General features: G+C 59.2%; 22 protein-coding genes. 10 read left to right on the plus strand and 12 right to left on the minus strand.

Annotation, left to right across the window (positions count from 1 at the left end; genetic code table 11):
* The first annotated feature begins 624 nt into the window (after positions 1-624).
* The 5 genes from tssI to LOY52_RS26695 are packed head-to-tail and all read left to right on the plus strand — an operon-like array spanning position 625 to position 6,373.
* A complete protein-coding gene (tssI, locus tag LOY52_RS26675) occupies positions 625-3,942 on the plus strand; it encodes a type VI secretion system tip protein TssI/VgrG (RefSeq protein ID WP_258677335.1) in 3,318 nt (1,105 codons plus the stop codon).
* Positions 3,935-4,624 carry a DUF2931 family protein gene (locus LOY52_RS26680; RefSeq protein WP_258677338.1) on the plus strand — a complete coding sequence of 230 codons (690 nt, stop codon included), beginning with the start codon at positions 3,935-3,937 and terminating at the stop codon, positions 4,622-4,624. Before tssI ends, LOY52_RS26680 begins: the two co-directional genes overlap by 8 nt.
* Entirely contained in the window at positions 4,611-5,315 is a 705-nt protein-coding gene (locus tag LOY52_RS26685) for a DUF2931 family protein (protein WP_258677340.1), read from the plus strand. Before LOY52_RS26680 ends, LOY52_RS26685 begins: the two co-directional genes overlap by 14 nt.
* Complete coding sequence (locus LOY52_RS26690) at positions 5,302-6,003, plus strand: DUF2931 family protein (RefSeq protein WP_258677342.1); 702 nt, start codon at positions 5,302-5,304, stop codon at positions 6,001-6,003. The genes LOY52_RS26685 and LOY52_RS26690 overlap by 14 nt, the downstream gene beginning before the upstream one ends.
* 13 nt (positions 6,004-6,016) lie before the next feature.
* Complete coding sequence (locus LOY52_RS26695; protein ID WP_258677344.1) at positions 6,017-6,373, plus strand: hypothetical protein; 357 nt, start codon at positions 6,017-6,019, stop codon at positions 6,371-6,373.
* 95 nt (positions 6,374-6,468) lie between these two features.
* On the opposite strand, the gene LOY52_RS26700 is transcribed toward LOY52_RS26695, so the two are convergent.
* The 3 genes from LOY52_RS26700 to LOY52_RS26710 all read right to left on the minus strand — a co-directional run bounded on the left by LOY52_RS26700 (position 6,469) and on the right by LOY52_RS26710 (position 8,271).
* Positions 6,469-6,744, minus strand: a complete 276-nt coding sequence (locus LOY52_RS26700; RefSeq protein WP_003213368.1) for an HU family DNA-binding protein — start codon at positions 6,742-6,744, stop codon at positions 6,469-6,471.
* A gap of 190 nt (positions 6,745-6,934) precedes the next feature.
* Entirely contained in the window at positions 6,935-8,083 is a 1,149-nt protein-coding gene (locus LOY52_RS26705) for an NAD(P)/FAD-dependent oxidoreductase (RefSeq protein WP_258677346.1), read from the minus strand.
* Between the two features lie 20 nt (positions 8,084-8,103).
* The gene (locus tag LOY52_RS26710; protein WP_003437744.1) at positions 8,104-8,271 is read right to left on the minus strand and encodes a rubredoxin; all 168 of its coding nucleotides are present in this window, start codon (positions 8,269-8,271) and stop codon (positions 8,104-8,106) included.
* A 200-nt stretch (positions 8,272-8,471) separates the two neighbouring features.
* On the opposite strand from LOY52_RS26710, the gene LOY52_RS26715 reads away from it, so the two are divergent.
* Together LOY52_RS26715 and ubiA are read left to right on the plus strand one after the other, a co-directional pair.
* Positions 8,472-9,032, plus strand: a complete 561-nt coding sequence (locus tag LOY52_RS26715; RefSeq protein WP_258677348.1) for a chorismate lyase — start codon at positions 8,472-8,474, stop codon at positions 9,030-9,032.
* On the plus strand, positions 9,032-9,922 hold the full coding sequence (gene ubiA, locus LOY52_RS26720) for a 4-hydroxybenzoate octaprenyltransferase (RefSeq protein WP_095137730.1): 891 nt from the start codon (positions 9,032-9,034) through the stop codon (positions 9,920-9,922). Before LOY52_RS26715 ends, ubiA begins: the two co-directional genes overlap by 1 nt.
* An 83-nt stretch (positions 9,923-10,005) precedes the next feature.
* On the opposite strand, the gene LOY52_RS26725 is transcribed toward ubiA, so the two are convergent.
* Positions 10,006-10,389, minus strand: coding sequence for a hypothetical protein (locus tag LOY52_RS26725; RefSeq protein WP_183783279.1), 384 nt, complete (start codon positions 10,387-10,389; stop codon positions 10,006-10,008).
* A 151-nt stretch (positions 10,390-10,540) separates the two neighbouring features.
* Here LOY52_RS26725 and phoB point away from each other — a divergent pair, with 151 nt between their 5' ends.
* The 3 genes from phoB (at position 10,541) to LOY52_RS26740 (ending at position 14,055) form a co-directional block, all read left to right on the plus strand.
* Positions 10,541-11,230 (plus strand): phosphate regulon transcriptional regulator PhoB, encoded by a 690-nt coding sequence (gene phoB / locus LOY52_RS26730; RefSeq protein WP_003229608.1) that lies wholly within the window; start codon positions 10,541-10,543, stop codon positions 11,228-11,230.
* A gap of 74 nt (positions 11,231-11,304) precedes the next feature.
* Positions 11,305-12,591 (plus strand): phosphate regulon sensor histidine kinase PhoR, encoded by a 1,287-nt coding sequence (gene phoR / locus LOY52_RS26735; protein WP_258680076.1) that lies wholly within the window; start codon positions 11,305-11,307, stop codon positions 12,589-12,591.
* 123 nt (positions 12,592-12,714) lie between these two features.
* The gene (locus LOY52_RS26740) at positions 12,715-14,055 is read left to right on the plus strand and encodes a hemolysin family protein (RefSeq protein ID WP_007962298.1); all 1,341 of its coding nucleotides are present in this window, start codon (positions 12,715-12,717) and stop codon (positions 14,053-14,055) included.
* Between the two features lie 110 nt (positions 14,056-14,165).
* Here the strand turns inward: LOY52_RS26740 and LOY52_RS26745 are convergent, their stop codons facing one another.
* From LOY52_RS26745 to LOY52_RS26780, 8 genes are all read right to left on the minus strand, one after another.
* Positions 14,166-15,062: a M23 family metallopeptidase gene (locus tag LOY52_RS26745; protein WP_258677353.1), complete on the minus strand. Its 897-nt coding sequence runs from the start codon at positions 15,060-15,062 to the stop codon at positions 14,166-14,168.
* A gap of 208 nt (positions 15,063-15,270) precedes the next feature.
* Positions 15,271-16,230 carry a response regulator gene (locus tag LOY52_RS26750; protein ID WP_258677355.1) on the minus strand — a complete coding sequence of 320 codons (960 nt, stop codon included), beginning with the start codon at positions 16,228-16,230 and terminating at the stop codon, positions 15,271-15,273.
* 179 nt (positions 16,231-16,409) lie between these two features.
* Positions 16,410-17,171, minus strand: coding sequence for a phosphate signaling complex protein PhoU (gene phoU, locus LOY52_RS26755; RefSeq protein WP_007962290.1), 762 nt, complete (start codon positions 17,169-17,171; stop codon positions 16,410-16,412).
* A gap of 70 nt (positions 17,172-17,241) precedes the next feature.
* Positions 17,242-18,075 (minus strand): phosphate ABC transporter ATP-binding protein PstB, encoded by an 834-nt coding sequence (gene pstB / locus LOY52_RS26760; RefSeq protein WP_007962289.1) that lies wholly within the window; start codon positions 18,073-18,075, stop codon positions 17,242-17,244.
* A gap of 144 nt (positions 18,076-18,219) precedes the next feature.
* The gene (gene pstA, locus LOY52_RS26765) at positions 18,220-19,890 is read right to left on the minus strand and encodes a phosphate ABC transporter permease PstA (RefSeq protein WP_258677358.1); all 1,671 of its coding nucleotides are present in this window, start codon (positions 19,888-19,890) and stop codon (positions 18,220-18,222) included.
* 15 nt (positions 19,891-19,905) lie between these two features.
* Entirely contained in the window at positions 19,906-21,939 is a 2,034-nt protein-coding gene (locus LOY52_RS26770) for an ABC transporter permease subunit (protein WP_258680079.1), read from the minus strand.
* Between the two features lie 525 nt (positions 21,940-22,464).
* On the minus strand, positions 22,465-23,469 hold the full coding sequence (locus LOY52_RS26775) for a phosphate ABC transporter substrate-binding protein PstS (protein WP_086792482.1): 1,005 nt from the start codon (positions 23,467-23,469) through the stop codon (positions 22,465-22,467).
* A gap of 231 nt (positions 23,470-23,700) precedes the next feature.
* Entirely contained in the window at positions 23,701-24,999 is a 1,299-nt protein-coding gene (locus LOY52_RS26780) for an MFS transporter (RefSeq protein WP_258677361.1), read from the minus strand.
* Positions 25,000-25,144: the final 145 nt, after the last annotated feature.

A 25,144-nucleotide genomic window follows, 5' to 3' on the forward strand; every position in this document is an offset into this window, starting at 1 on the left:
ATTGAGATGTGCTCTTTCAAGTGGGCGCATCGTAATCACTATGATGGCCACTAGCAAGCATCTGGTTAAACAACAAGACGAAGTGTTCATTGGGCTGTGTAGGAGATCACCCTATATGTGGCAGGGGAATCCCTGATGGCGAATTATATTGCCCGCATTTGCTCTGCCCCCACAGAACCCTTGATCCAGAGCGGCCCGGTCCCGCCTGAGCGCACGGACCCGAACCTTCGTCCCATTCCACGGCGGCAAGCATGACAACTCTCGAAAAAAATAGAAGTAGGACACTTCCGAAAATCCATTGAATTTTACAAACGATTTACCGGCGACAACACTCAACAACAAAAGTGCCATCAATTTGATGGCATTTCATTTTTCTGAAACTTTATCCAGCTCGTGAATGCTGCACTTCAGTGCTAACTCAATAATTATCGAAGTGACTTCCTACAGTCATTTCCTTCAATCCGCACAACACTTTCACGCCCGGAATACTCTGACAAATGTCAGGGATACTTCTTACATCAATTTATTTCCCGCATCGCTAGCTTGCTTGGGCAAATTCTTTTCGCGTGGCGATCAGGGACGATCGAACACCGCGCATCGACTCACCTGCTTAAGGACAAGCGTATGTTCAGTACGGGCAACTGCGCGCCTTTTACCCTGCAAATTCCCGGCGTTCGCCACGACTTCAAGGTGCTTGCATTTGAGGGTGCAGAAGCCATCAGCTGCCTGTACGCGATCCGGGTCGAGCTGGTCAGCGAGCGAGCAGATATCAATCTGGAAGGGCTGCTCAGTCAGCCGGCATTTCTGCAATTCGGGTTCAACCACGAAGGTATTCACGGGCGCATTGAAGATGTGCGGGTGGGTGAAAGCGGAAAACGCCTGACCCACTATGAGCTGACGCTGGTGCCTGCGTTGCATTATCTGCAGTTCAGTCATGATCAGCGGGTTTTCCAGCAGCGTACGGTGCCGCAGATCATCGCGCATGTGCTCAAAAGGCATGGCATTCAAGGTGATGCGTTTACCTTCCATGTCACCCCGAATCCGCCACGCGACTATTGCACTCAGTACGCGGAAAGCGACTTTGAATTCATACAGCGCCTGTGCGCCGAGGACGGGATCGCCTGGCATCACCAGCATTCGGCGGACGGCCATTTGCTGGTATTTACCGATGACCAGGTGTTTCTCCCAAAGCTGGCTGTGACGCCGTATTTGCAAGAATCCGGTATGGTGGCCGAGCATCAGGTGGTCAGCCGATTCTGTGTGCGCAACAGCACGCGCACCAGTACCGTCACTCGTCGTGACTACGACCTGAAACGCCCGAGTCTGTTGCTTGAAGGCCGCTTCACCGCCGGATTCACTCCAACATTGGAGGACTACCGTTATCCACTGCTGATCGAAAACGAAAGGCGCGGCAAGCAAATTACCCGGCAGGCATTGGAGCGCCACCGCAGCGATTATGAACTGGGCGACGGAGCAAGCGATCAGACGAATCTGCGTAGCGGTCACTTGTTTGAGCTGACCGGACACCCGCGAAAAAAGTGCAACGACCTGTGGCTTCTGCTCAGCGTCGCCCATGAAGGCCGACAGCCACAAGTGCTTGAGGAGTCCGCCTCCAGCGATGTCAAATCCGCCGATGGTTTCACCCAGGGTTACCGAAATCGCTTCAGCGTGATTCCCGCCGAGGTGGTTTTCCGGCCTCCGCTACCGGCGCCACGTCGTCCGCTGGTGACTCAGACCGCACGGGTTACCGGCCCCGAAGGCGAAGAGATTTATTGCGATGAGTTCGGTCGCGTGAAGATCGAATTTCCCTGGGATCGCAAAGAACTCAACAGTGAGCGCAGCAGTTGTTGGGTACGCGTAGCGAGCAGTTGGGCCGGCGATCATTTTGGCGCAGTGACCATTCCGCGGGTTGGCATGGAAGTCGTGGTGTCCTTTTTGGAGGGCGACCCGGACAAACCACTGATCACCGGTTGTGTGTCCAACAGAGTTACCGCGCCGCCCTACTCGTTACCCGACCACAAGACCCGAACTGTATTGCGCAGCGAAAGCTCGCCGCGCAATGGCGGTTACAACGAACTGTCGATCGAGGATCGTGCCGGGCAAGAGCTCATCTATGTGCGCGCACAGCGCGACATGGCGCAAAAAATCGGCAACAGCCTTCAACTGGAAGTGGGCAACGAGCGCCGCGAAACCATCAATGGCAACAGTTACACACATGCTGGCCGGTCTCTCAACATTGAGGCCGGCCAGCAAGTGCTGCTCAAGGCCGGCGCCAGTGTGGTGCTGGATGCCGGCGCCAGCATCACGCTGAAGGCTGGCGGCCATCACCTCGTGATCGATAGCGGTGGCATTTTCAGCAGCACTGAAATCGAAACGGGCCGCAAGCCGCAAGACAGTGAAGCGCCCCATCTGCTGCTGCATGGACTGGATGGCGCATTACCCAGTGCGCCAGCGGTACACGAACGCGCAGAGGAAGAACTCGAGGAAGAGGAGGAAGAAGTCGACCTGGAGGATGAGACGCCGGGGGGGATAACTTTGCGTATCGGTGTGTTTTTCGATGGCACGGGGAATAATCGAATGAACAGCCAAATGACCGCTGGCTGTTACGCGCGCGAGGTGGGTCTTGCGGAGCAGGCGGAAGAAATCCAAAAGTTCTGCATGAGCCAAGGTTATGACGAATTGGGCGGAGCACCCGATTCCAGTTACGGCAATGACCTGAGCAATGTGGCGAGGCTATATGACTTGTATCGCGATGACAGTGAACGAAGATTTGAAAGTGATGAACCTACTGGATTCATCCCGGTATATGTGGAAGGCATCGGCACCAGCAGTGGAGCGGAGGACTCGCTGTACTCGCAAGCAACTGGAGACGGTGCACAGGGCGTCTTGGCAAGAGTCGCGCAAACTCCCTCACTCATCCTAGAGCGGCTGCGTTTTTTTCATCAGCACAACGAAGATAGGAAAGTCGCTCGAATCGAGTTTGATATTTTCGGATTCAGCCGAGGTGCTGCGGCTGCAAGGCACTTTGCCAATGAAGCGCTGAGGAGCGAGAAAAACATCTTGGCGGAGGTGCTCGCGAACACACCTATGACCATCGAGGGTTTCAGCCGGGATAACATCGCCATCAACTTCATTGGCATTTTCGACACTGCTGCAGCCGTCGCAAAAATGTCCTTCGGCGATTTTAGCGTTCACGACGCCGCAAACCCCGGCGTAAACCTTTACCTCGCGCCAGACATTGCCAAAAAGGTCGTGCATCTCGTGGCACGGGATGAGCGCCGCCACAATTTTTCGCTGAACACCGCCGATGCCGCCGATATCGTATTGCCAGGCGTGCACTCCGATCTGGGTGGCGGCTACGTGCCCCGTATCACCGAACGTGTTTTACTCAACAAACCCCGCCAAAGCCCGGAGGATGTGCGCCTTCCCCATCATGAATCCGATGCTTACAGGGTCACACAGTATGAACTCAGGCGACTGCAAGACCAGCTCAATCTGCATGGTTTGCCACTGCAAATACGTACTTGGGAGAAGATATTCACCCGAAATACCAAGGGCGACAGAGCCCGTTGGAAACAAGTGCATGCAGTCATCAGTTGCGAGCGTGAAGTACGCAATGATCTGTCATTGATCTATTTGCGAGTCATGCGGGAATTGGGCGTCAAACATGGCGTCCAGTTCAAAGTCATTAAAGAAGACGATAGCCGGTATGCGCTGCCAAAGGAACTACACACCATCGCAGGGAAATTAATGGCTTACGCGCTCGGTGAAAGCCGCCGTATCGGATTGACACTGGCCGAAGAAGCTCTGCTTGTAGCTCGCTACATTCATCTATCCGCAAATTGGAACGCTGCAAGAGGATTGGATGGGAGCGAACTCAGCATCGTGTTCATCAACCGGCCCGCCGAAAACTTTATACGTGCGGTGCATCCTAATGTTTGAGAAATATGTCTCCTGCAGCATTTTTTGCAGTTTGTCGCTTGCACTGCTTTTGAGCGGATGTACCTCACCTTCTGATCGCTCTCTGCCCTACGACGCATGGACAGTGCAGTTTTTCTCTCCTGACTACATGGATGTAGTGATTGAGTCTACAGCGGCAGTAGATATAGATAACCGGCTATTCAGTAACGTCGGCAGCAGCGTTGCAGCACAACGCTATCCGAACCCGTACAGAAAAGGCACACCGAGCGAATTCAAAGGCAATCCTGCCGGGTGGCCCGAAGATCCTTGGGGGAAAGGTCGACCGACTTCAGGCGCGAACCTGCCCGAACGTATCTATGTCCGCTGGCAGTCTCTCGCTGAACCCCAAACCTACGAGGTTGTTATCAGGATTCCAGAGGCCACTCGAAAGCTGATGCTTGAACGCAAGGAAATCTTTTGTGCGTTTGATGGAAAGGTCATAACGCAATTCCGAAAATGGCTGGTAGTGGGACTAGCCCCGGGTGGTATTGCCAAGGTATGGGTTCGCGGACCATGCCTTCCGGGAGTCGAAGTCACACGTGTAGAAGGCATAATCCACTCAAAGGGATCGAATAGCGGGCTCAGAGACGGGAAATACTCTGCTCTACAGGAAGAATCCAAAGCCTATATCGAAAAATTCGGCATTCCCTATGGCTCGTGGTAATCACAACCCGGTTATCTCACCGGGGAATCCAAGCCATAACATAAGCAAATACTTGAGCCTGCTTTTTGGATTTCTGCTCGCAGCTTGCACTCAAATCCATGCTCAAGCGAAAGACAAACTGCCCTGGTTCCTTGGCTTTGGAGCACCAGACTATATGGAGGTCTGGATAGAAACAGCCGACGTGGTGGATATCCGGGAGCGAGTGTTTCAGCGTGCCGGATCGGGTATTGCATCAGTACAGAATCCCGTGGAACACAAAGGCAACCCCGCAGGTTGGCCAGAAAACCCTGGAAGCGGAAAAGGTAAGTATGTAACAGGTGCCGACCTGCCCCGCTTGGTCTACGTACGCTGGCCATCTCTGGCCGAACCTCAGACTTATGAAGCCTATATCGTCATCCCCGAATCAGCCCGGGAGATCATGCGCAAACCCGAAAGAGCGTTCTGCAACTTTGGCTCGGAGTGGGTTACTGAATCGCGTAAAAACCTGGTGATTGGGCTGGCACCCGGCGGCATTGCCAAAGTATGGCTCACTGGAACATGCCTCAAGGCAATCGAGATTGCCCGGATCGCAGGCACCGTGAATAAAAAGGGCCCATACCAAGGAAAAAATGAAGGCCGCTATGCTCTGCCTCTTGAGCCGGAGTCCAAGGCCTACGTGGAAAAATTTGGAATTCCTTATGGCTCTTGGTAAGGACAGCCCGGTGATCACGCCGAGAAGGTCGACCCTTCGCATCAAGACACTCACAAGCCTGTTTACAGGGTTTCTATTGGCGGTTTGCACTCAAATTCATGCTCAAGCGAATGACAAACTGCCTTGGTTCCTTGGCTTTGGAGCACCAGACTATATGGAGGTTTGGATTGAAACTGCCGATGTGGTGGATATCCGGGAGCGAGTGTTCCGACGCGCCGGAGCCGGAATTGCTTCGGTAAGAGTCCCGGCCGATTACAAAGGCACACCGGCAGGTTGGCCCAAAAACCCCGGAAGTGGCGCAGGACGTGATGTCACTGGCGCTGACCTGCCCCGCTTGATCTACGTGCGCTGGCAGTCACTGGCCGAACCTCAGACCTATGAAGCCTATATCGTCATCCCCGAATCAGCCCGGGAGATCATGCGCAAGCCGGAGAAAGCTTTTTGCAGGGCTGATGGCAAATGGATCACCGACTATCGCAATGACATCGGCATTGGGTTGGCACCCGGCGGCATAGCCAAGGTCTGGCTGGGCGGCCCCTGCTTCAAGTCAGTCGAAATTGTCCGCGTGCAAGGAACCATCAACCCCAAAGGCCCCTACGAAGGTAAATCCGGCGGTAAACATCGACCTCTTTCTGATGCCTCAAAAACCTACATCGAAAAATTCGGCATCCCCTTCGGGAGCTGGTAAGGAGCTTTACCTCATGGAATTGAAACCCCTGCTTTTCGCAGCACTGATGTGGCTACCCGTCACTCAAGCCTCTGCAGATACCCCTTCACTGGACGGTCATTACTATCTGACCGGCGCAATGGAAATGGGCGCCGAATTGCTGCTGCGCAAGGACGGCACGTTTGACGCAGGTGTGGCATATGGCAGCACTGACGGGTTTGCCAAGGGCACCTGGCAGGTGGAAAACAACACCGTGACGCTGAAAAGCAATACCAAACCGGCGTCGAACAGCGATTTATCCGGCCTGTTCCAGGATCTGCAACTGGCGATCGAACCGAACTGCCTGGCCGTGGATTTCGGCAACGGCAAGGCCTGCTTCCGACGTCAGTAAGCCGACTTGCAGCCACAAAAAATGGGCACCCGACCGCAATCGGTGTGCCCATTTTTTATTGCGCTGCTCCCCGTTATTCAGGGAGTGCGGCGCAATTATGGATTGACGCTGTCTTTCAACGACTTGCCTGGCTTGAATGCAACGGTGTTGCTGGCCTTGATTTTCACCGGTTCACCGGTTTGCGGGTTCTTGCCGGTGCGGGCGCCGCGGTGGCGTTGCAGGAAGGTGCCGAAGCCCACCAGCGTGACGCTGTCCTTGCGGTGCAGAGCGCCGGTGATTTCTTCGAGGACGGCGTTGAGAACGCGGTTAGCCTGTTCTTTGGTCAGATCCGCTTTTTCAGCGATTGCAGCGGCGAGTTCTGGTTTACGCATTAGTGAAGCCCCTTTGACGGTTTTTTGTTGTTATGTCCGTGCTGTTCTCATTGGAACAGCGCCCAAGGCGCCGCAGGCTCTACTCTGCGGCAGACGGGAGTGAGAATGGCACGCGGATACCGGCGGCGCCAGTCTCCCCGCGACCTTTGTGGGGGCAAAAGCGGGGTGATTCCGACAGAACGACCGGTATTTACGCCAGCAGGGCCGGTAGCTGTTTGTTCAGGGCGAGTTTTTCCATCACCGCCGTGCCGGTCAGCGCGTAACCGAGCAGTTGGCCATCGGCGCTGTGGCACAGGGCCTTGATGTCGGCGCCCTGCCCTTCGACGGTCCAGACGCCTTCACTGCCCCGTGGCGGTGGCGAAACGACCAACGGGCACACCGGAGTTTTCACCGTGATCGGCATCGCCCCGTAGCTCACGGCCGTCGGATTGCCGGCCAGGGTTTGTGCCAGCGCACGCGCACAGCTCATGAGGGGCATCACGTACAACAGATTCAGCCCATCGACCTCGGCGCAGTCGCCCAAGGCGTAGATATTGGCGTGGGAAGTCTTCAGGTAGCGGTCGACTACGACACCGCGATTGACCTGCACCCCGGCAGCCGCCGCCAGATCAATGCGCGGGCGCAGGCCAATGGCCGACACCACCACATCGCAGGCAATCACCTGACCGTCGGACAGATGCGCTTCCAGACCGTCAGCGACCTTCTGCAGGCGGGTCAGCACCGGACCGAGGTGGAAACGCGCGCCCAGGCTTTCCAGCCCGGTCTGCACAGCTGCCGCAGCGGCCGGGTGCAGCAGCATCGGCATCACCTGCTCGCACGGCGCCACCAGTTGCACCTCGTAGCCGCCGAGGATCAGGTCGTTGGCGAATTCGCAGCCGATCAGCCCGGCACCGAGCAGCAATACGCGGCGCTTGCCCGCAGCGGCTGCACGAAAGCGCGCGTAATCTTCGAGATCGTTGATCGGGAACACCAGATCAGCACCGTCACCTTCGATCGGCACTCGCACGGTTTCCGCACCCCAGGCGAGGATCAGGTCGCGGTAGTACACCGCTTCTTCGCCGATCCACAGGCGCTTGTGGCCAGCGTCGATGCCGCTGATGCGGGTGTGGGTACGCACTTCGGCCTTCAATTGCTCGGCCATGGCGCCGGGTTCGGCCATGCTCAGGCCATCGGCGTCCTTGTTCTTGCCGAAACCGGTGGAGAGCATCGGTTTGGAGTAAGAGCGCCCGTCATCGGCGGTAATCAGCAGCAGCGGGGTTTCGCCATCGAGTTTGCGAAACTCGCGGGCCAGGTTGTAGCCCGCAAGCCCGGTGCCGACGATTACGACAGGTGCGTTCATGCCTTACTCCTTGTTTGTGCTTAGTTGATTTCGATCATTTCGAAGTCCATCTTGCCGACGCCGCAGTCCGGGCACAGCCAGTCTTCCGGCACGTCCTGCCACAGGGTGCCCGGCGCGATGCCGTCATCCGGCCAACCGTCAGCTTCGTTGTAGATCAGGCCGCAGACGATGCATTGCCACTTTTTCATTCAGGTACTTCCTCAGGTTTCAGGCTTTTGTCGGCGCGGACGGTCGATGGTGGGAGCGCTGCCATCCGGCTCAGGGCGTTTTGTACTGAGGGTGCCGGGCAGATGCAAGCCTGTTCGGCGCAACGGCGCCCCGGATCCATCAAATTCGCAACACGCCATGTTAAGCTCGCCGCCTCATTTGCGGCCAATAATGACTCATTGTGCAACATTCAAAAGCCTCCCCGGCCCCGCTCTGGCTGACTCAAAGCCGACTGACGCCCCTTCCCGATTCGTTGAGCCTGAACTGGTTGTTCGACGAAGGCTCGCTGACCCGCCGCCTGACGCGGCTGTCGAATGACGGCTTCAGCGTCACGCCGCTGTTCGAAGGCTGGGACACTCTGCGCAGCGACGAATGCGCGGCGCTGGATCTGGCCGAAGGCAGCGAAGGCTGGGTGCGCGAGGTGTATCTGCGCGGTCACGGCGAGGCCTGGGTGTTCGCCCGCAGCGTGGCCTCCCGCGCCGCTCTGCAAGGCGACGGCTTGCACATGGACGAACTGGGCAGCCGCTCGCTGGGCGAACTGCTGTTTTGCGACCACGCCTTCCAGCGCCGCGCCATTGAGGTCTGCCACTACCCACAAGAATGGCTGCCGCCAGCCTGTCGCGCCCCCAAACTGTGGGGCCGCCGCTCGCGCTTCGACCGTGGCGCCTTGAGCGTGCTGGTGGCGGAGATTTTCCTGCCGACCTTGTGGAACGCCGCCCGCGCCCATCCGGAGAACTGCTGATGTACCAGAGCCTGCTCAAGTCCCTGAACCGCTTGAATCCACGCGCCTGGGATTTCATTCAGCTGACGCGCATGGACAAGCCGATCGGCATTTACTTGCTGCTGTGGCCGACGCTGTGGGCGTTGTGGATTGCCGGTAAAGGCTCGCCCTCGCTGGCCAATATCGTGATTTTTGTCCTCGGCGTGGTACTGACCCGTGCCGGTGGCTGTGTGATCAACGATTGGGCCGATCGCAAGGTCGACGGCCACGTCAAACGCACCGCGCAACGACCGCTGGCCAGCGGCAAGATCAGTTCGAAAGAGGCGCTGGTGTTCTTTGCGCTGCTGATGGGCGTGAGTTTCCTGCTGGTGCTGTGCACCAATGCGCCGACCATCTGGTTGTCTCTGGGCGGTCTGGCACTGGCCTTCACTTATCCGTTCATGAAGCGCTACACCTATTACCCGCAAGTGGTGCTGGGCGCGGCGTTCTCGTGGGGCATGCCGATGGCGTTCACCGCTGAAACCGGTGAACTGCCCGCTGCCGCGTGGCTGCTGTGGATCGCCAACCTGTTGTGGACGGTGGGTTACGACACCTATTACGCGATGACTGACCGTGACGACGACCTGAAGATCGGCGTGAAATCCACAGCGATTCTGTTTGGCGAGGCGGATCGGGTGATCATCCTGACCTTGCAGGCGCTGTCATTGGGCTGCCTGTTGCTGGCCGGGTCGAAGTTCGAGCTGGGCGTGTGGTTCCATCTTGGCTTGCTGGTGGCTGCCGGCTGTTATGCGTGGGAATTCTGGTACACCCGTGACCGCGACCGGATGCGTTGCTTCAAGGCGTTTCTGCACAACCACTGGGCGGGGTTGGCGATTTTCGTGGGGATCGTGCTGGATTACGCATTGCGCTGATTGAAAAGATCGCAGCCTGCGGCAGCTCCTACAGGGTGTACACATTCCAGTGCAGGAGCTGCCGAAGGCTGCGATCTTTTGCGTTACTTGGCCTTGGCGACGTGCCAGGCGCCGTCCATTTTGCCCTCACCGGTCATGTCACCGGCCTTCTTGTCCATGACGAAGGTGTACAGCGGTTTGCCCTCGTAGGCCCATTGCATCTTGCCATCGTCACGCTTGATCACAGTCCAGTCGCCCATGGACTTGTCGCCGGCTGTAGCCATCAGCGGCGGCCAGTTCGCCGCGCATTTATCGTTGCACATGGACTTGCCCGCCGAGTCTTTGGCGAAGGTATACAGGGTCATGCCCTTGTGATCGGTAAACATGCCGTCCTTTTCCATCGCAGGGTCAGCGGCGAACGCCATCGATGGCAACGCCACGGCGGCGGCAAGCAGCAGAGCTTTGAAAGAAGCAGTCATTTGAGTCATGGAAACCTTCTTTTGTGGTTGTCAGGATTCGGACTTAGAGCTTAGTCCAGGATCACGCCAAACGCCGGGCGACTAAAATACTGTCACACGACTGCAATAATTCCGTTATCTAATGCGGCGCAAGACAGTTAAATGACAAGAGGATTAAGGCATGGTTGGCAGGAGCATTCTGATCGTCGACGACGAAGCGCCCATTCGCGAAATGATCGCCGTTGCGTTGGAAATGGCCGGCTATGACTGTCTCGAGGCGGAGAACTCGCAGCAGGCACACGCCATCATCGTTGACCGCAAACCGGACCTGATCCTGCTCGACTGGATGCTGCCCGGCACCTCCGGTATCGAACTGGCCCGCCGTCTCAAGCGCGACGAGCTGACCGGGGACATCCCGATCATCATGCTCACCGCCAAGGGCGAAGAGGACAACAAGATCCAGGGTCTTGAAGTCGGCGCCGACGACTACATCACCAAGCCGTTTTCCCCACGCGAACTGGTCGCACGCCTCAAGGCTGTGCTGCGCCGCGCCGGCCCGACCGATGGTGAAGCGCCGATCGAAGTCGGCGGCCTGCTGCTCGACCCGATCAGCCACCGCGTGACCATCGACGGCCGTCCGGCCGAGATGGGCCCGACCGAATACCGTCTGCTGCAATTCTTCATGACCCACCAGGAACGCGCCTACACGCGCGGCCAGTTGCTGGATCAGGTCTGGGGCGGCAACGTCTATGTTGAAGAGCGCACCGTCGACGTGCACATCCGGCGCTTGCGCAAGGCCCTCGGCGACGCTTACGAAAATCTGGTACAAACCGTGCGCGGCACCGGCTACCGGTTTTCCACCAAGGCCTGATCCGACCGCCAGACTCGCTGACAAGGACCGTATTTTCCGTGAATCAAAACTGGCATGGCACCCTGATTCGCCACATGCTGTTGCTGGTCACAGCGTGTCTGGTGATCGGCCTGATCACCGGTTACTACGGCTGGAGCCTCGCTGCCGGCCTGGGTATTTACCTGGCCTGGACGCTCAAGCAACTGTTGCGTCTGCACGAATGGCTGCGCCTGCACCAACCCGATGAAGCACCGCCCGACGGCTATGGCCTGTGGGGCGAGGTGTTCGACAGCATCTACCACCTGCAGCGCCGCGACCAACGGGTACGCGGGCGCCTGCAAGCGGTGATCGACCGGGTGCAGGAGTCCACCGCCGCGCTGAAAGATGCGGTGATCATGCTCGACAGCGACGGCAACCTGGAATGGTGGAACCGCGCTGCCGAAACCCTGCTCGGCCTCAAGACCCCGCAGGACAGCGGCCAACCGGTGACCAACCTGGTACGCCATCCGCGCTTCAAGGAATACTTCGAGCAGGACAGCTACGCCGAACCGCTGGAAATCCCTTCGCCGACCAATGATCGGGTGCGCATTCAGCTGTACCTCACGCGTTACGGCAACAACGAACACTTGATGCTGGTGCGCGATGTCACGCGTATCCATCAGCTGGAACAGATGCGCAAAGATTTCATCGCCAACGTCTCCCACGAACTGCGCACGCCGCTGACGGTGATCTGCGGCTATCTGGAAACCCTGCTCGACAATGTCGAGGAAGTGAACCCGCGCTGGAGCCGCGCCCTGCAGCAGATGCAGCAACAGGGCGGGCGCATGCAGACGCTGCTCAATGACCTGCTGCTGCTGGCGAAGCTGGAAGCCACCGATTACCCGTCGGACAACCAGCCGGTGCAGATCGATACCCTGCTGCAATCGATCAAGAGCGACGCCCAGCAGTTGTCCGGATCGAAAAACCAGCACATCACCCTCGAAGCCGACGGCAAGATCCTGCTCAAGGGCAGCGAGGCGGAACTGCGCAGCGCCTTCTCCAACCTGGTGTTCAACGCCGTGAAGTACACCCCGGCCGAAGGTAATATCCGCATTCGCTGGTGGGGCGACGAGCAAGGTGCGCACCTGAGCGTGCAGGATTCCGGGATCGGCATCGACAGCAAACACCTGCCGCGCCTGACCGAACGCTTCTACCGCGTCGACTCCAGCCGCAACTCCAACACTGGCGGCACCGGGCTGGGCCTGGCGATCGTCAAACACGTGTTGCTGCGCCACCGCGCGCGGATGGAGATCAGCAGCGTGCCCGGCCACGGCAGCACGTTCACCTGCCATTTCGCCCCGGCCCAGGTGGCCCAGGCTCGGGCCATCAGCGCCGCCGAGTGATACCGGCCAGCACGCGCCACTAGGCAATCGCCATGTCAGCCGCTACATTGGCTGACTTGCGTCTGCCTTTCAGGCGCGATTTCTTCTCTCTTACGAATCACACGGAACCTGCAAAACTCCATCATGGACCCTTCCCCTGGCTTGTCCCTCGCTACGATATTCGCCGATTTCGGCATGATTCTTTTCGCTCTGATCCTGGTTTTGCTCAACGGCTTCTTCGTTGCGGCGGAATTCGCCATGGTCAAACTGCGCTCGACCCGGGTCGAGGCCATCGCCGACAAGAACGGCTGGCGCGGGCACATCCTGCGCACCGTACACAGTCAGCTCGATGCGTACCTCTCGGCGTGCCAGCTCGGTATTACCCTCGCCTCCCTCGGTCTTGGCTGGGTCGGTGAGCCGGCCTTCGCTCACCTGCTCGAGCCGCTGCTGAGCGCGGTCGGCGTGCAGTCGCCGGAAGTGGTCAAAGGCATTTCGTTCTTTACCGCGTTCTTCATCATTTCCTACCTGCACATCGTGGTCGGTGAACTGGCACCCAAGTCGTGGGCGATCCGCAAACCCGAGCTGCTGTCGTTGTGGACGGCGGTGCCGCTGTACCTGTTCTACTGGGCGATGTACCCGGCGATCTACCTGCTCAACGCCAGCGCCAACGCGATTCTGCGGATCGCCGGCCAGGGCGAACCCGGCCCGCACCACGAACACCATTACAGCCGCGAAGAACTGAAACTGATCCTGCACTCCAGCCGTGGTCAGGACCCGAGCGACCAAGGCATGCGCGTGCTGGCCTCGGCAGTGGAGATGGGCGAACTGGAAGTGGTCGACTGGGCCAACTCCCGCGAAGACCTGATCACCCTCGAATTCAACGCGCCGCTGAAAGAAATCCTCGCGATGTTCCGTCGCCACAAGTTCAGCCGTTACCCGGTGTATGACAGCGAACGTCAGGAGTTCGTCGGCCTGCTGCACATCAAGGACCTGCTGCTGGAGCTGGCGGCGCTGGACCACATTCCCGAGTCGTTCAACCTGGCCGAACTGACCCGCCCGCTGGAGCGTGTGTCGCGGCACATGCCGCTGTCGCAGCTGCTGGAGCAGTTCCGCAAGGGCGGCTCGCACTTCGCCGTGGTCGAAGAGGCCGACGGCAACATCATCGGCTACCTGACCATGGAAGACGTGCTGGAAGTGCTGGTCGGCGACATCCAGGACGAACACCGCAAGGCCGAGCGCGGGATCCTCGCGTATCAGCCGGGCAAGCTGCTGGTGCGTGGTGACACGCCGCTGTTCAAGGTCGAACGCCTGCTCGGTATCGACCTGGATCACATCGAAGCCGAAACCCTCGCCGGGCTGGTTTACGAGACCCTGAAACGGGTACCGGAAGAGGAAGAAGTGCTGGAAGTCGAAGGCCTGCGGATCATCATCAAGAAGATGAAAGGGCCGAAGATTGTGCTGGCGAAGGTGTTGATGCTGGATTGATCGCAATGCGGGAAACCGCATTGCCTGCTAAAAGATCGCAGCCTTCGGCAGCTCCTACAGGGATACACATTCCAAAGTAGCAGCTGCCGAAGGCTGCGATCTTTTGCTTTCTACTGCTTGCCCAACGCAAAGTTGGGCAACGCCCCCAGTGGCTGGTTGAACTGATACGGAATCGAGACCAGCCCCTGCCCCGTATTGCGCTGCACCACAAAGTGCAGGTGCGGGCCGCTGCTGTTGCCGGTATTGCCCGACAGCGCCAGCGGACTGCCCACCGCTACTCGCTGCCCCTCGCGCACGCTCACCGATCCTTGCTTGAGGTGCAGGTACACGCCCATCGTGCCGTCATCATGCAGCACCCGAACGAAATTGCCGGAGGCATCATTGCCGCGCCCGCTCTGCGAGTTTTCGGTTTTCACCACCACCCCGGCCCGAGCGGCAATGATCGGCGTGCCGACCGGCATGGCGATATCCATCGCATACCGGTTCTTCGGCCCGTAGTGGCTGTACTGACCGTTGGCGCCCTGACTCAGACGGAACGGCCCGCCCCGCCACGGCAACGGGTAGCGATAGCTCTGCGCGGCTCCTGTAGGGTCACCCAGCGAATACTGGAATTGAGGTGAATACACCAACGGTTGACCTCGGGTAATCGCCGTCAGCAACGCCAACCGGGTATTGCTGCGTGCCGGCAGCACCCGGCGAATCGTCTGCGCCGGAACACCACGCACATTGCTCAGGCCGGTAAACGCCAGCGCAATCTCGACCGGCGCATACAGATCGTTGCGCACGAACACCACGTCAGTGCCCTTCTGCTTCTTGATATCGAGATACACCTGACGTTCGAGGTGTTCGACCATGCGGTCCTGAAACACGAACACCTGCGAGCCTTTGCTCGGCCGGTCGCTGTACGAGACCACGCCGTTGGCATCGGTGGATTTGTAGATGGTCATGGCCACAGTCGAGGTGGAGGCCAGGAAAAGACCACAGAAAAACAGCAGGCGCGCGAGCATGGGCAAAGGTTCTGTCGAGTAAGGCCTGGAAATGAGCCTAGCAGCTGAGACAGACCAGGCTAGTCGACAGATGTTTCAAATTGGCAGGTGCGGGAGATGGGTGGTGCTTTTGATGACCCCTTCGCGAGCAGGCTCGCTCCCACATTTGAAATGCATTTCAAGGTGGGAGCGAGCCTGCTCGCGAAGACGGACTGTCAGGCGATAGAGATCAAGCGCCCGGAACGAAGTGCTTCTGCGCCGTGCCGCGGGCGATCAGGCGGGAGATGTAGTCGAGCTTTTGCGCATCCTGGTCGACGAAACGGAAAGTCAGTTGCAGCCAGTCGCTGTCGGCCTTCTGCTCGTGGGCAACGATGGCGTGCAGGTAGCCGTTGAGGCGGGCGATTTCGGCGTTGTCGCCCTGCTCCAGGTCGAGCACGGCGCTGTCGAGGATCTGCGGCAGGGTGTCGGTGCGTTTCACCACCAGCAGCGCTTCCTTGATGCTCAGCGCCTTGATCACGCATTGCTGGGTGCCGCTTGGCAGGCGCAACTGGCCCTGACCACGACCACCGGCCGGCGCTTTCGAGGCAGCCGGTGCCTGCACCGGTGGGCTGTTGAGCAAACCGCGCGACGGCGCAGCAGCTGGCGTTGGCGCGACAACAGCCGGTTTGGCAAACGGATTGACCGCAGCAGCGGCCGCCGGCGCAGTACCGACCATGGCTGGCTTGCCGCCAGTCAATGCGCTCAGGGAATCGTTGCCGAACGCCGAGTTCATCTTGGTCGGCGCGCTGTTCATCAGGGTGTCGAGCTTGCCAACCTTGTTCAGCGCCTGCTTGACCTTGGTCAGCAGTTGTTCGTTGGTGAACGGCTTGCTGACGTAGCCGGAAACACCGGCCTGGATCGCCTGCACCACGTTCTCTTTATCGCCACGGCTGGTGACCATGACGAACGGCATGGTCTTGAGATTATCCTGCTCGCGGCACCAGGTCAGCAGCTCGAGGCCGGACATTTCCGGCATTTCCCAGTCGCACAGCACCAGGTCGAACGCTTCCCTGGCCAGCATGGCCTGAGCCTTTTTGCCGTTGACGGCGTCCTCGGTGCGGATCCCCGGGAAGTAATTACGCAGGCACTTTTTCACCAGGTCACGAATGAACGAAGCATCGTCCACGACCAATACACTGATCTTGCTCATCCAACACCCCTATAAAAATCCCGGCAAGCATACCGCTTTTGCTGATGGCACATTGCCAACAATCTTCAGTCACGCCGGGACTTTTCGTTCGCGGGTGCTGCTTTTTAATTCGATTTCCTGATTCAGGCGCCCAAACAAAAACGCCCGGCCAAAGGGCCGGGCGCTTTTCTCAGGCAATCTTACTTATCGTCAGCATCGCCCGGAACATTAGCGGTTTCGCCGCTTGTGCCTTGAACTTCTTCTTTCATGCGTTTGAGGCCCAGGTGGCGCACATCGGTGCCGCGCACCAGGTAGATCACCAGTTCCGAGATGTTGCGCGCATGGTCGCCGATGCGCTCCAGTGAACGCAGCACCCAAATGATGCTCAGAACCCGCGAGATAGAGCGCGGGTCTTCCATCATGTAGGTCGCCAGCTCGCGCAGAGCGGTCTTGTATTCCCGGTCGATGACCTTGTCGTATTGCGCCACCGACAGGGCCAGATCGGCGTCGAAGCGGGCAAACGCGTCCAGCGCATCGCGAACCATGTTGCGCACCTGGTCGCCGATGTGACGAACCTCGACGTAACCACGCGGCGCCTCGCCTTCTTCGCACAGCTGAATGGCACGGCGGGCGATCTTGGTCGCTTCGTCGCCGATGCGCTCCAGATCGATCACTGACTTGGAGATGCTGATGATCAAACGCAAGTCGGATGCCGCCGGCTGACGACGAGCGAGAATGCGCAGGCATTCTTCGTCGATGTTGCGTTCCATCTGATTGATCTGGTCGTCGATCTCGCGCACCTGCTGGGCCAGACCCGAGTCGGCCTCGATCAGCGCGGTGACCGCGTCGTTGACCTGCTTCTCGACCAGCCCGCCCATGGCCAGGAGGTGGCTGCGCACTTCCTCAAGCTCGGCGTTGAACTGCGCGGAGATGTGGTGGGTAAGGCCTTCTTTACTAATCATGGTGGCGTCCTTGGAGCGTCCGGTAAGGTGCGGTGGGCCGCAGCGTCAATTCTGTGAATAACCGCAACTGTCAGCCATAACGACCGGTGATGTAGTCTTCGGTCTGTTTCTTCGCCGGATTGGTGAACAGAGTGTCGGTGTCGCCGAATTCCACCAGTTTGCCCATGTACATGAACGCCGTGTAGTCGGAAACCCGCGCGGCTTGCTGCATGTTGTGGGTCACGATGACAATGGTGAACTTGGACTTCAGCTCGTAGATCAGCTCTTCGACTTTCAGGGTCGAGATCGGGTCGAGGGCCGAGCACGGTTCGTCGAGCAGCAACACTTCCGGTTCAACGGCGATGGTGCGGGCAATCACCAGACGCTGCTGCTGACCACCGGACAGACCGAGTGCCGAGTCATGCAGACGGTCTTTGACTTCATCCCACAGTGCCGCGCCTTTCAACGCCCACTCGACGGCTTCGTCGAGAATGCGCTTCTTGTTGATACCCTGGATGCGCAGGCCGTAGACCACGTTTTCGTAGATGGTCTTGGGGAACGGGTTGGGCTTCTGGAACACCATGCCGACGCGGCGACGCAGTTCGGCGACGTCTTCACCCTTGCGGTAGATGTTGTTGCCGTACAGGTTGATCGCACCTTCGACACGGCAGCCGTCAACCAGGTCGTTCATGCGGTTGAAGGTGCGCAGCAGCGTGGACTTGCCGCAGCCGGACGGGCCGATGAACGCGGTCACGCGCTGTTTCGGGATGTTCATGCTGACGTCGAACAGCGCCTGCTTCTCGCCGTAGAACAGGCTCAGGCCCGGGACTTCGATGGCCACGGTTTCCTGCTCGAGGCTCAGGCTCTGCTTGTCGCGACCCAGAGCCGACATGTTGATGCCGTGGGTATGTGTTTCGTGCTGCATGGGAGGCTCCCTGTGCTAACAAATTCGGTTCGGTTTTTGTGGGAGCCAGCCTGCTGGCGATTCAGGCGCTGCGGTTTGTCTATGAAACCGCGGTGATGCCTTCGCGAGCAGGCTCGCTCCCACATAGAAATCAGTGCTGCAAAATCAGCTATCCAGTGCTTTGTATTTTTCGCGCAGGTGGTTACGAATCCACACCGCCGACAGGTTCAACGTGGCGATCACCAGCACCAGCAGCAGCGCCGTGGCGTACACCAGCGGCCGTGCAGCTTCGACGTTCGGGCTCTGGAAGCCGACGTCATAGATGTGGAAGCCCAGGTGCATGATCTTCTGGTCCAAGTGCAGGTACGGGTAGTTGCCGTCCACAGGCAGCGACGGCGCCAGTTTCACCACACCCACCAGCATCAGCGGCGCCACTTCACCGGCGGCGCGGGCCACGGCGAGGATCATGCCGGTCATCATGGCCGGGCTGGCCATTGGCAGGACGATCTTCCACAGCGTCTCGGCCTTGGTCGCGCCCAGTGCCAGCGAGCCTTCACGCACGGTGCGCGGGATACGCGCCAGGCCTTCCTCGGTCGCCACGATCACCACCGGCACCGCCAGCAGCGCCAGAGTCAACGAGGCCCAGAGCAGACCCGGAGTACCGAAGGTCGGCGCCGGCAGTGCTTCGGGGAAGAACAGTCGGTCAACCGAACCACCCAGCACATACACAAAAAAGCCCAGACCGAATACGCCGTAGACGATCGCCGGAACGCCAGCGAGGTTGTTCACCGCGATGCGGATGATCCGGGTCAGGGCGTTCTGCTTGGCGTACTCACGCAGGTAAACCGCCGCCAGCACGCCGAACGGAGTGACGATCATCGCCATGATCAGAGTCATCATCACCGTGCCGAAGATCGCCGGGAAGATCCCGCCCTCGGTGTTCGCTTCACGCGGGTCGTCGGACAGGAATTCCCAGACCTTGCTGAAGTAGAAACCGATCTTGGTCATCGTGCCCATGGCGTTCGGCTGGTAAGCGTGAACCACTTTGCCCAGGCTGATTTCAATCTCTTTGCCGTTGGCATCGCGGGCGGTCAGAGCGTCGCGATTGAACTGTGCATGCAGATCGCTCAGACGGGCTTCGATGTCCTGATAACGCGCGTTCAGCTCGGCACGCTCGGCGTCCATGTCCGCTTGCGCGGTGGCGTCGAGCTTGCCGTCGAGTTCCAGTTTGCGCCCGTGCAGACGGATGCGCTCGAGCCCTGCGTTGATCGCACCGATGTCGGTCTTTTCCAGCGACTTGAGTTGTGCAGCAAGGCCGTTCACCCGGTTGATCCGCGCTTGCAGTTCAGGCCAGGCCGCTTCGCCCTCGGCGATCACCTTGCCGTCCTGTTTGACGTTGACCAGGTAGCCGTAGAAGTTGCCCCACTCGCGACGCTCGATCGCCATCAGTTCCGGCGGCGTGGTCTGCTTGGTCAGCCACTCGCCGACCACCCAGGTGAAGTCGTTGCCGTTCAGGTCACGGTTGCCGACCTTGATCAGCTCGCGGGTCATGAATTCCGGGCCCTGATCAGGCACCGGCAGGCCGGCGCTCTTCAGGCGTGCGCGCGGCACTTCTTCTTTCTGTACCACTTCGCCGATGACCAGATGATTGGTCTGGCCCGGTACGTCGTAGCTGGCGTGGATCAGGTCCGCCGGCCAGAAGTGACCCAGACCGCGCACGGCAATCACCGCCAGCAGGCCAATGGTCATGATGACCGCGATGGACACCGCGCCACCGCTGATCCAGACGCCCGGGGCGCCGCTCTTGAACCATCCATTCAGGGAGTTCTGTTTCACAGACTTCTACCTTTCTTAAAGCGACGAGTATTTCTTGCGCAGACGCTGACGAATCAGTTCTGCCAGGGTGTTCATGACGAAGGTGAACAACAGCAGCACCAGCGCCGAGAGGAACAGCACGCGGTAGTGGCTGCCGCCGACTTCCGACTCGGGCATTTCCACCGCGACGTTGGCGGCCAGGGTGCGCAGGCCTTCGAACAGGTTCATTTCCATGACCGGGGTGTTACCGGTGGCCATCAGCACGATCATGGTTTCGCCGACCGCACGGCCCATGCCGATCATCAGGGCGGAGAAGATGCCCGGGCTGGCGGTGAGGATCACCACACGGGTCATGGTCTGCCACGGCGTGGCACCGAGCGCCAGGGAACCGAGGGTCAGGCCACGCGGCACACTGAACACGGCGTCTTCAGCAATCGAGTAGATGTTCGGGATCACTGCAAAACCCATCGCCAGACCGACCACCAGAGCGTTGCGCTGATCGTAGGTGATGCCCAGGTCGTGGGAGATCCACATGCGCATGTCACCGCCGAAGAACCAGTTCTCCATGTAAGGGCTCATGTACAGCGACAGCCAACCGACAAACAGGATCACCGGAATCAGCAGCGCACTTTCCCAGCCGTCCGGGACTTTCAGGCGGATCGACTCAGGCAGACGACTGAAGGTGAAGCCGGCCACCAGAATGCCGATCGGCAACAGCATCAGCAGACTGAAGATGCCCGGCAGATGCCCTTCCACATACGGGGCGAGGAACAGACCGGCGAAGAAACCGAGGATCACTGTCGGCATCGCTTCCATCAGCTCGATCACCGGTTTGACCTTGCGGCGCATGCCCGGGGCCATGAAGTACGCGGTGTAGATCGCTGCGGCAACCGCCAGTGGTGCGGCCAGCAACATCGCGTAGAACGCGGCTTTCAGGGTGCCGAAAGTCAGTGGCGACAAGCTCAGTTTCGGTTCGAAATCGGTGTTGGCAGCGGTCGATTGCCAGACGTATTTAGGCTCGTCGTAGTTCTCGTACCAGACCTTGCTCCACAACGCGCTCCACGACACTTCCGGGTGCGGGTTGTCGAGCAGCAGCGGTTGCAGCTTGCCGCCGGCCTCGACGATGACACGGTTGGCGCGCGGCGACAGACCGAACAGGCCCTGGCCTTCGGCAACCGGCTCGACCAGCAGGGTGCGGTGCGCGGTGCTGTGGAACACGCCGAGCTTGCCGCTGGCATCGAGGGCAACGAAGCCCTTGCGACGCTCTTCGGCGGTGATTTCAACGATTGGCGCGGAGCCCATCTGGAAAGTACGGATCTGCTTCAGGCGCAGCTCGCCGTCGGTATCACGAGCCATGAACCACTGGGCCAGGCCACCCTTGGAGTCACCGATGATCAGCGAGATGCCGCCCACCAGTTGGGTGCTCGCGGTGACTTCGGCGTCAGCGTTTTCCAGCAGTTTGTAGCGGCCGTTGAGGCTCTTGTCGCGCAGGCTGAACACGTCGGCCTGGGCGCGTCCGTTGACCACATACAGCCATTGCTGGCGCGGGTCGACGAAGATGTTTTTCACCGGCTCGGTCATCTGCGGCAGCTCGATACGCTTCTGCTCGTTGGTGACTTCGCCGGTCATCATGTTTTCTTCGCTGGTCAGCGCCAGCACATTGAGTTGCGAACCGGTAGAGCCGACCAGCATCAGCGTCGAATCGGTAGCGTTGAGGCTGACGTGCTCCAGCGCCCCGCCGCTCTCGTTCACTGCGATCGGTGTGTTGCCGTAAGGAAACTCGATGGCTGGAGTGATGGTTTTCTTGCCATCGGGGTAGCTGACTTTATAGGTGTGACGGAACACCAGCGCCTGGCCGTTGGACAAGCCCACGGCGACCAGTGGATGACCTGGCTGGTCTTCACCGATGGAAGTGACCGTTGCGCCAGCAGGCACCGGCAGATCGACGCGCTTCAATTCAGCGCCACTGTCGATGTCGAAGAACAGCGCCTGGCCCTTGTCGGAAACGCGCATCGCCACCTGATTCTGCTCTTCGAGCGAAATCATCAGCGGCTTGCCGGCGTCCTGCATCCAGGCTGGGGCAATGGCGTCTTTCGCAGTCAGGCTGGCACCGTGGAACAACGGTGCAACGACGTAGGCGAGAAAGAAGAAGATCAGGGTGATGGCTGCCAGCACCGCCAGACCGCCAACGAGGACGTACCAGCGGGTGAAGCGATCCTTGAGCGCGCGAATGCGGCGCTTGCGTTGCAGCTCAGGCGTATTGAAATCAATGCGCTTGGGAGGGGAAGTCGTAGTCATTGGGGAATTGGCCAGATCATTCATGCGCTCACCCTAGCGATCCTGTATGACAGAAAGATGACAATGCAGTGACGCACCAAATCCACCGCCAGCGGGACTGGCAGAGGATTGAAAATTCGATAGGTCGTTGGACCTTTTGGGAACTGCCTGAAACCTGTGTAGGAGCTGTCGAGGGAACCGAGGCTGCGATCTTTTGATCTTGCGATCAGTGGCCAGATCAAAAGATCGCAGCCTCGTTTCACTCGACAGCTCCTACAGGGTTCCTGCAGGTTCGGGGCTCAGCCCGAACCTAGGGTGTTACTTTTTTGCGACTTCAGCGCCGCCTTCCTGCAGACCCAGGTCAGCCAGTGCTTTTGCAGCAACCTTGGCCGGCAGTGGGATGTAGCCGTCCTTCACCACCACTTCCTGACCCTGTTTGGACAGAACCAGTTTCACGAACTCGGCTTCCAGCGGGGCCAGAGGCTTGTTCGGGGCTTTGTTCACGTAAACGTAGAGGAAGCGCGACAGCGGGTACTTGCCGTTCAGGGCGTTTTCTTCGGTGTCTTCGATGAAGTCAGTGCTGCCTTTCTTCGACAGGGCAACGGTCTTCACGCTGGCAGTCTTGTAGCCGATGCCCGAGTAACCGATGCCGTTCAGCGAGGAGCTGATCGACTGCACAACCGACGCCGAGCCCGGTTGTTCGTTGACGTTAGGCTTGTAGTCGCCTTTGCACAGGGCTTCTTCCTTGAAGTAGCCGTAGGTGCCGGATACCGAGTTACGACCGAACAGTTGCACTGGCTTGTTGGCCAGGTCGCCGGTCACGCCCAGGTCGCCCCAGGTTTTCACGTCGGCTTTGGCGCCGCACAGACGGGTGGACGAGAAGATCGCGTCAACCTGTTCCATGGTCAGGTGCTGGATCGGGTTGTCCTTGTGCACGAACACCGCCAGGGCGTCCACGGCCACCGGGATAGCGGTTGGCTTGTAACCGTATTTCTGCTCGAAGGCCGCCAGTTCGGTGTCCTTCATCTTGCGGCTCATCGGGCCCAGGTTGGAGGTGCCTTCAGTCAGCGCAGGTGGCGCGGTGGCGGAACCAGCGGCCTGAATCTGGATGTTTACGTTCGGGTATTCTTTCTTGTAATTCTCAGCCCACAGGGTCATGAGGTTGGCCAGAGTGTCGGAACCAACGCTGGACAAGTTGCCCGATACACCGGTGACTTTGGTGTAAGCCGGAATTGCCGGGTCAACGCCAGCGGCTACCGCGTGGGCAGTCGCAACGCCAGCAGCGACAAAAGTCATTGCCGCCATCAAACGCTTCAGTTTCATGCCTTACTCCTAGCAGATAGGGTGTGTTAAGTCGGGGCCAAGTATCAGCAGGCCGTGTGAACACTCTATGGCTGAAATATGACAATTGGATGAAAGGCCAGCATCGGAGTTTTTACTGGATGATTCGAGTCGCCCCATTCGTGAGCAGGCTCGCTTCCACAGTTGAAATGCATTCCAATGTGGGGCGAGCCTGCTCGCGAAGAAGCCGGTACTGCTGGAGGGAATTCCGGATCAGCGCCCCTTCTTCCACAGCCACGCCCCCACCAGAATCCCCATCGTGCAAAGGACGGCCACATAGTAAGCCGGGCCCATCGCACTCTCTTTAAGCAGCAGGCTGACCACCATCGGCGTCAGGCCACCGAAGATCGCGTACGCCACGTTGTACGAGAACGACAATCCGCTGAAGCGCACCACCGGCGGGAACGCCTTGACCATCACGTATGGCACCGCACCGATGGTGCCGACCAGCAAGCCGGTCAATGCGTACAGCGGGAACAGCCAGTTCGGGTGATCGGCGAGGCTGTGATAGAAGGTCCAGGAGCTGATCAGCAAGCCCAGGGAACCGAAGACAAACACCCGGCCGGCGCCGAAACGGTCGGCCAGGGCACCGGAGATGATGCAACCGACGCTGAGGAACACGATCGCCAGACTGTTCGATTGCAGCGCCACCGTTGGCGAGAAGTGATAGACCGTCTGCAGCACGGTCGGGGTCATCAGAATCACCACGACGATCCCGGCGGACAGCAGCCAGGTCAGCAGCATCGAGATCGCAATCGCCCCGCGATGGTCACGCAGCACCGCACGCAGCGGTACTTCTTCGGCCAGCGCCTTGCGCAGTTGCAGCTCGGCGAACACCGGGGTTTCGTGCAGCCAGCGGCGCAGGTACACCGAGAACAGACCGAACACGCCACCGAGCAGGAACGGGATCCGCCAGGCGTAATCCGCGACTTCCCCCGGTGTATAAATGCTATTGATTGCCGTGGCGACCAGCGAGCCGAGCAGGATGCCCGCCGTCAGTCCGCTGGTCAGGGTGCCGCAGGCATAGCCGATGTGCTTTTGCGGCACGTGTTCGGAAACGAAGACCCACGCCCCCGGCACTTCCCCGCCAATCGCCGCGCCCTGAATCACTCGCATCAGCAACAGCAGGATCGGCGCCCACATACCGATCTGCGCGTAGGTCGGCAGCAGGCCCATGATCAGGGTCGGCACGGCCATCATGAAAATGCTCAGGGTGAACATCTTCTTGCGCCCCAGCAGGTCGCCGAAGTGCGCCATGACGATGCCGCCCAGCGGCCGCGCAAGGTAACCGGCGGCGAAAATGCCGAAGGTCTGCATCAGGCGCAGCCACTCGGGCATGTCGGCCGGGAAGAACAGCTTGCCGACCACAGTGGCGAAGAACACGAAGATGATGAAATCGTAAAACTCCAGCGCACCGCCCAGGGCCGATAGCGACAGAGTCTTGTAGTCATTGCGGGTCAGGGGGCGTGCAGGTTGCTCGGGCTGCGCGAGGCTCGAAGGCGCTGTGGTCATGGCAAGGGCTTCTCTTATAGGCGGATCTACCGCCACAACAACGCTGGCTGTGGCTTGGGCAGGTTCGGCACCATAGCAAATTGTTCGAAAAAGCACATAGAGGCGCGTATTTGACGGTCAAAATCAGAACCCGATGGTCGTCGCG

It is taken from the genome of Pseudomonas sp. B21-051, from assembly GCF_024748795.1.
GTDB classification, from domain to species: Bacteria; Pseudomonadota; Gammaproteobacteria; order Pseudomonadales; family Pseudomonadaceae; genus Aquipseudomonas; species Aquipseudomonas putida_A.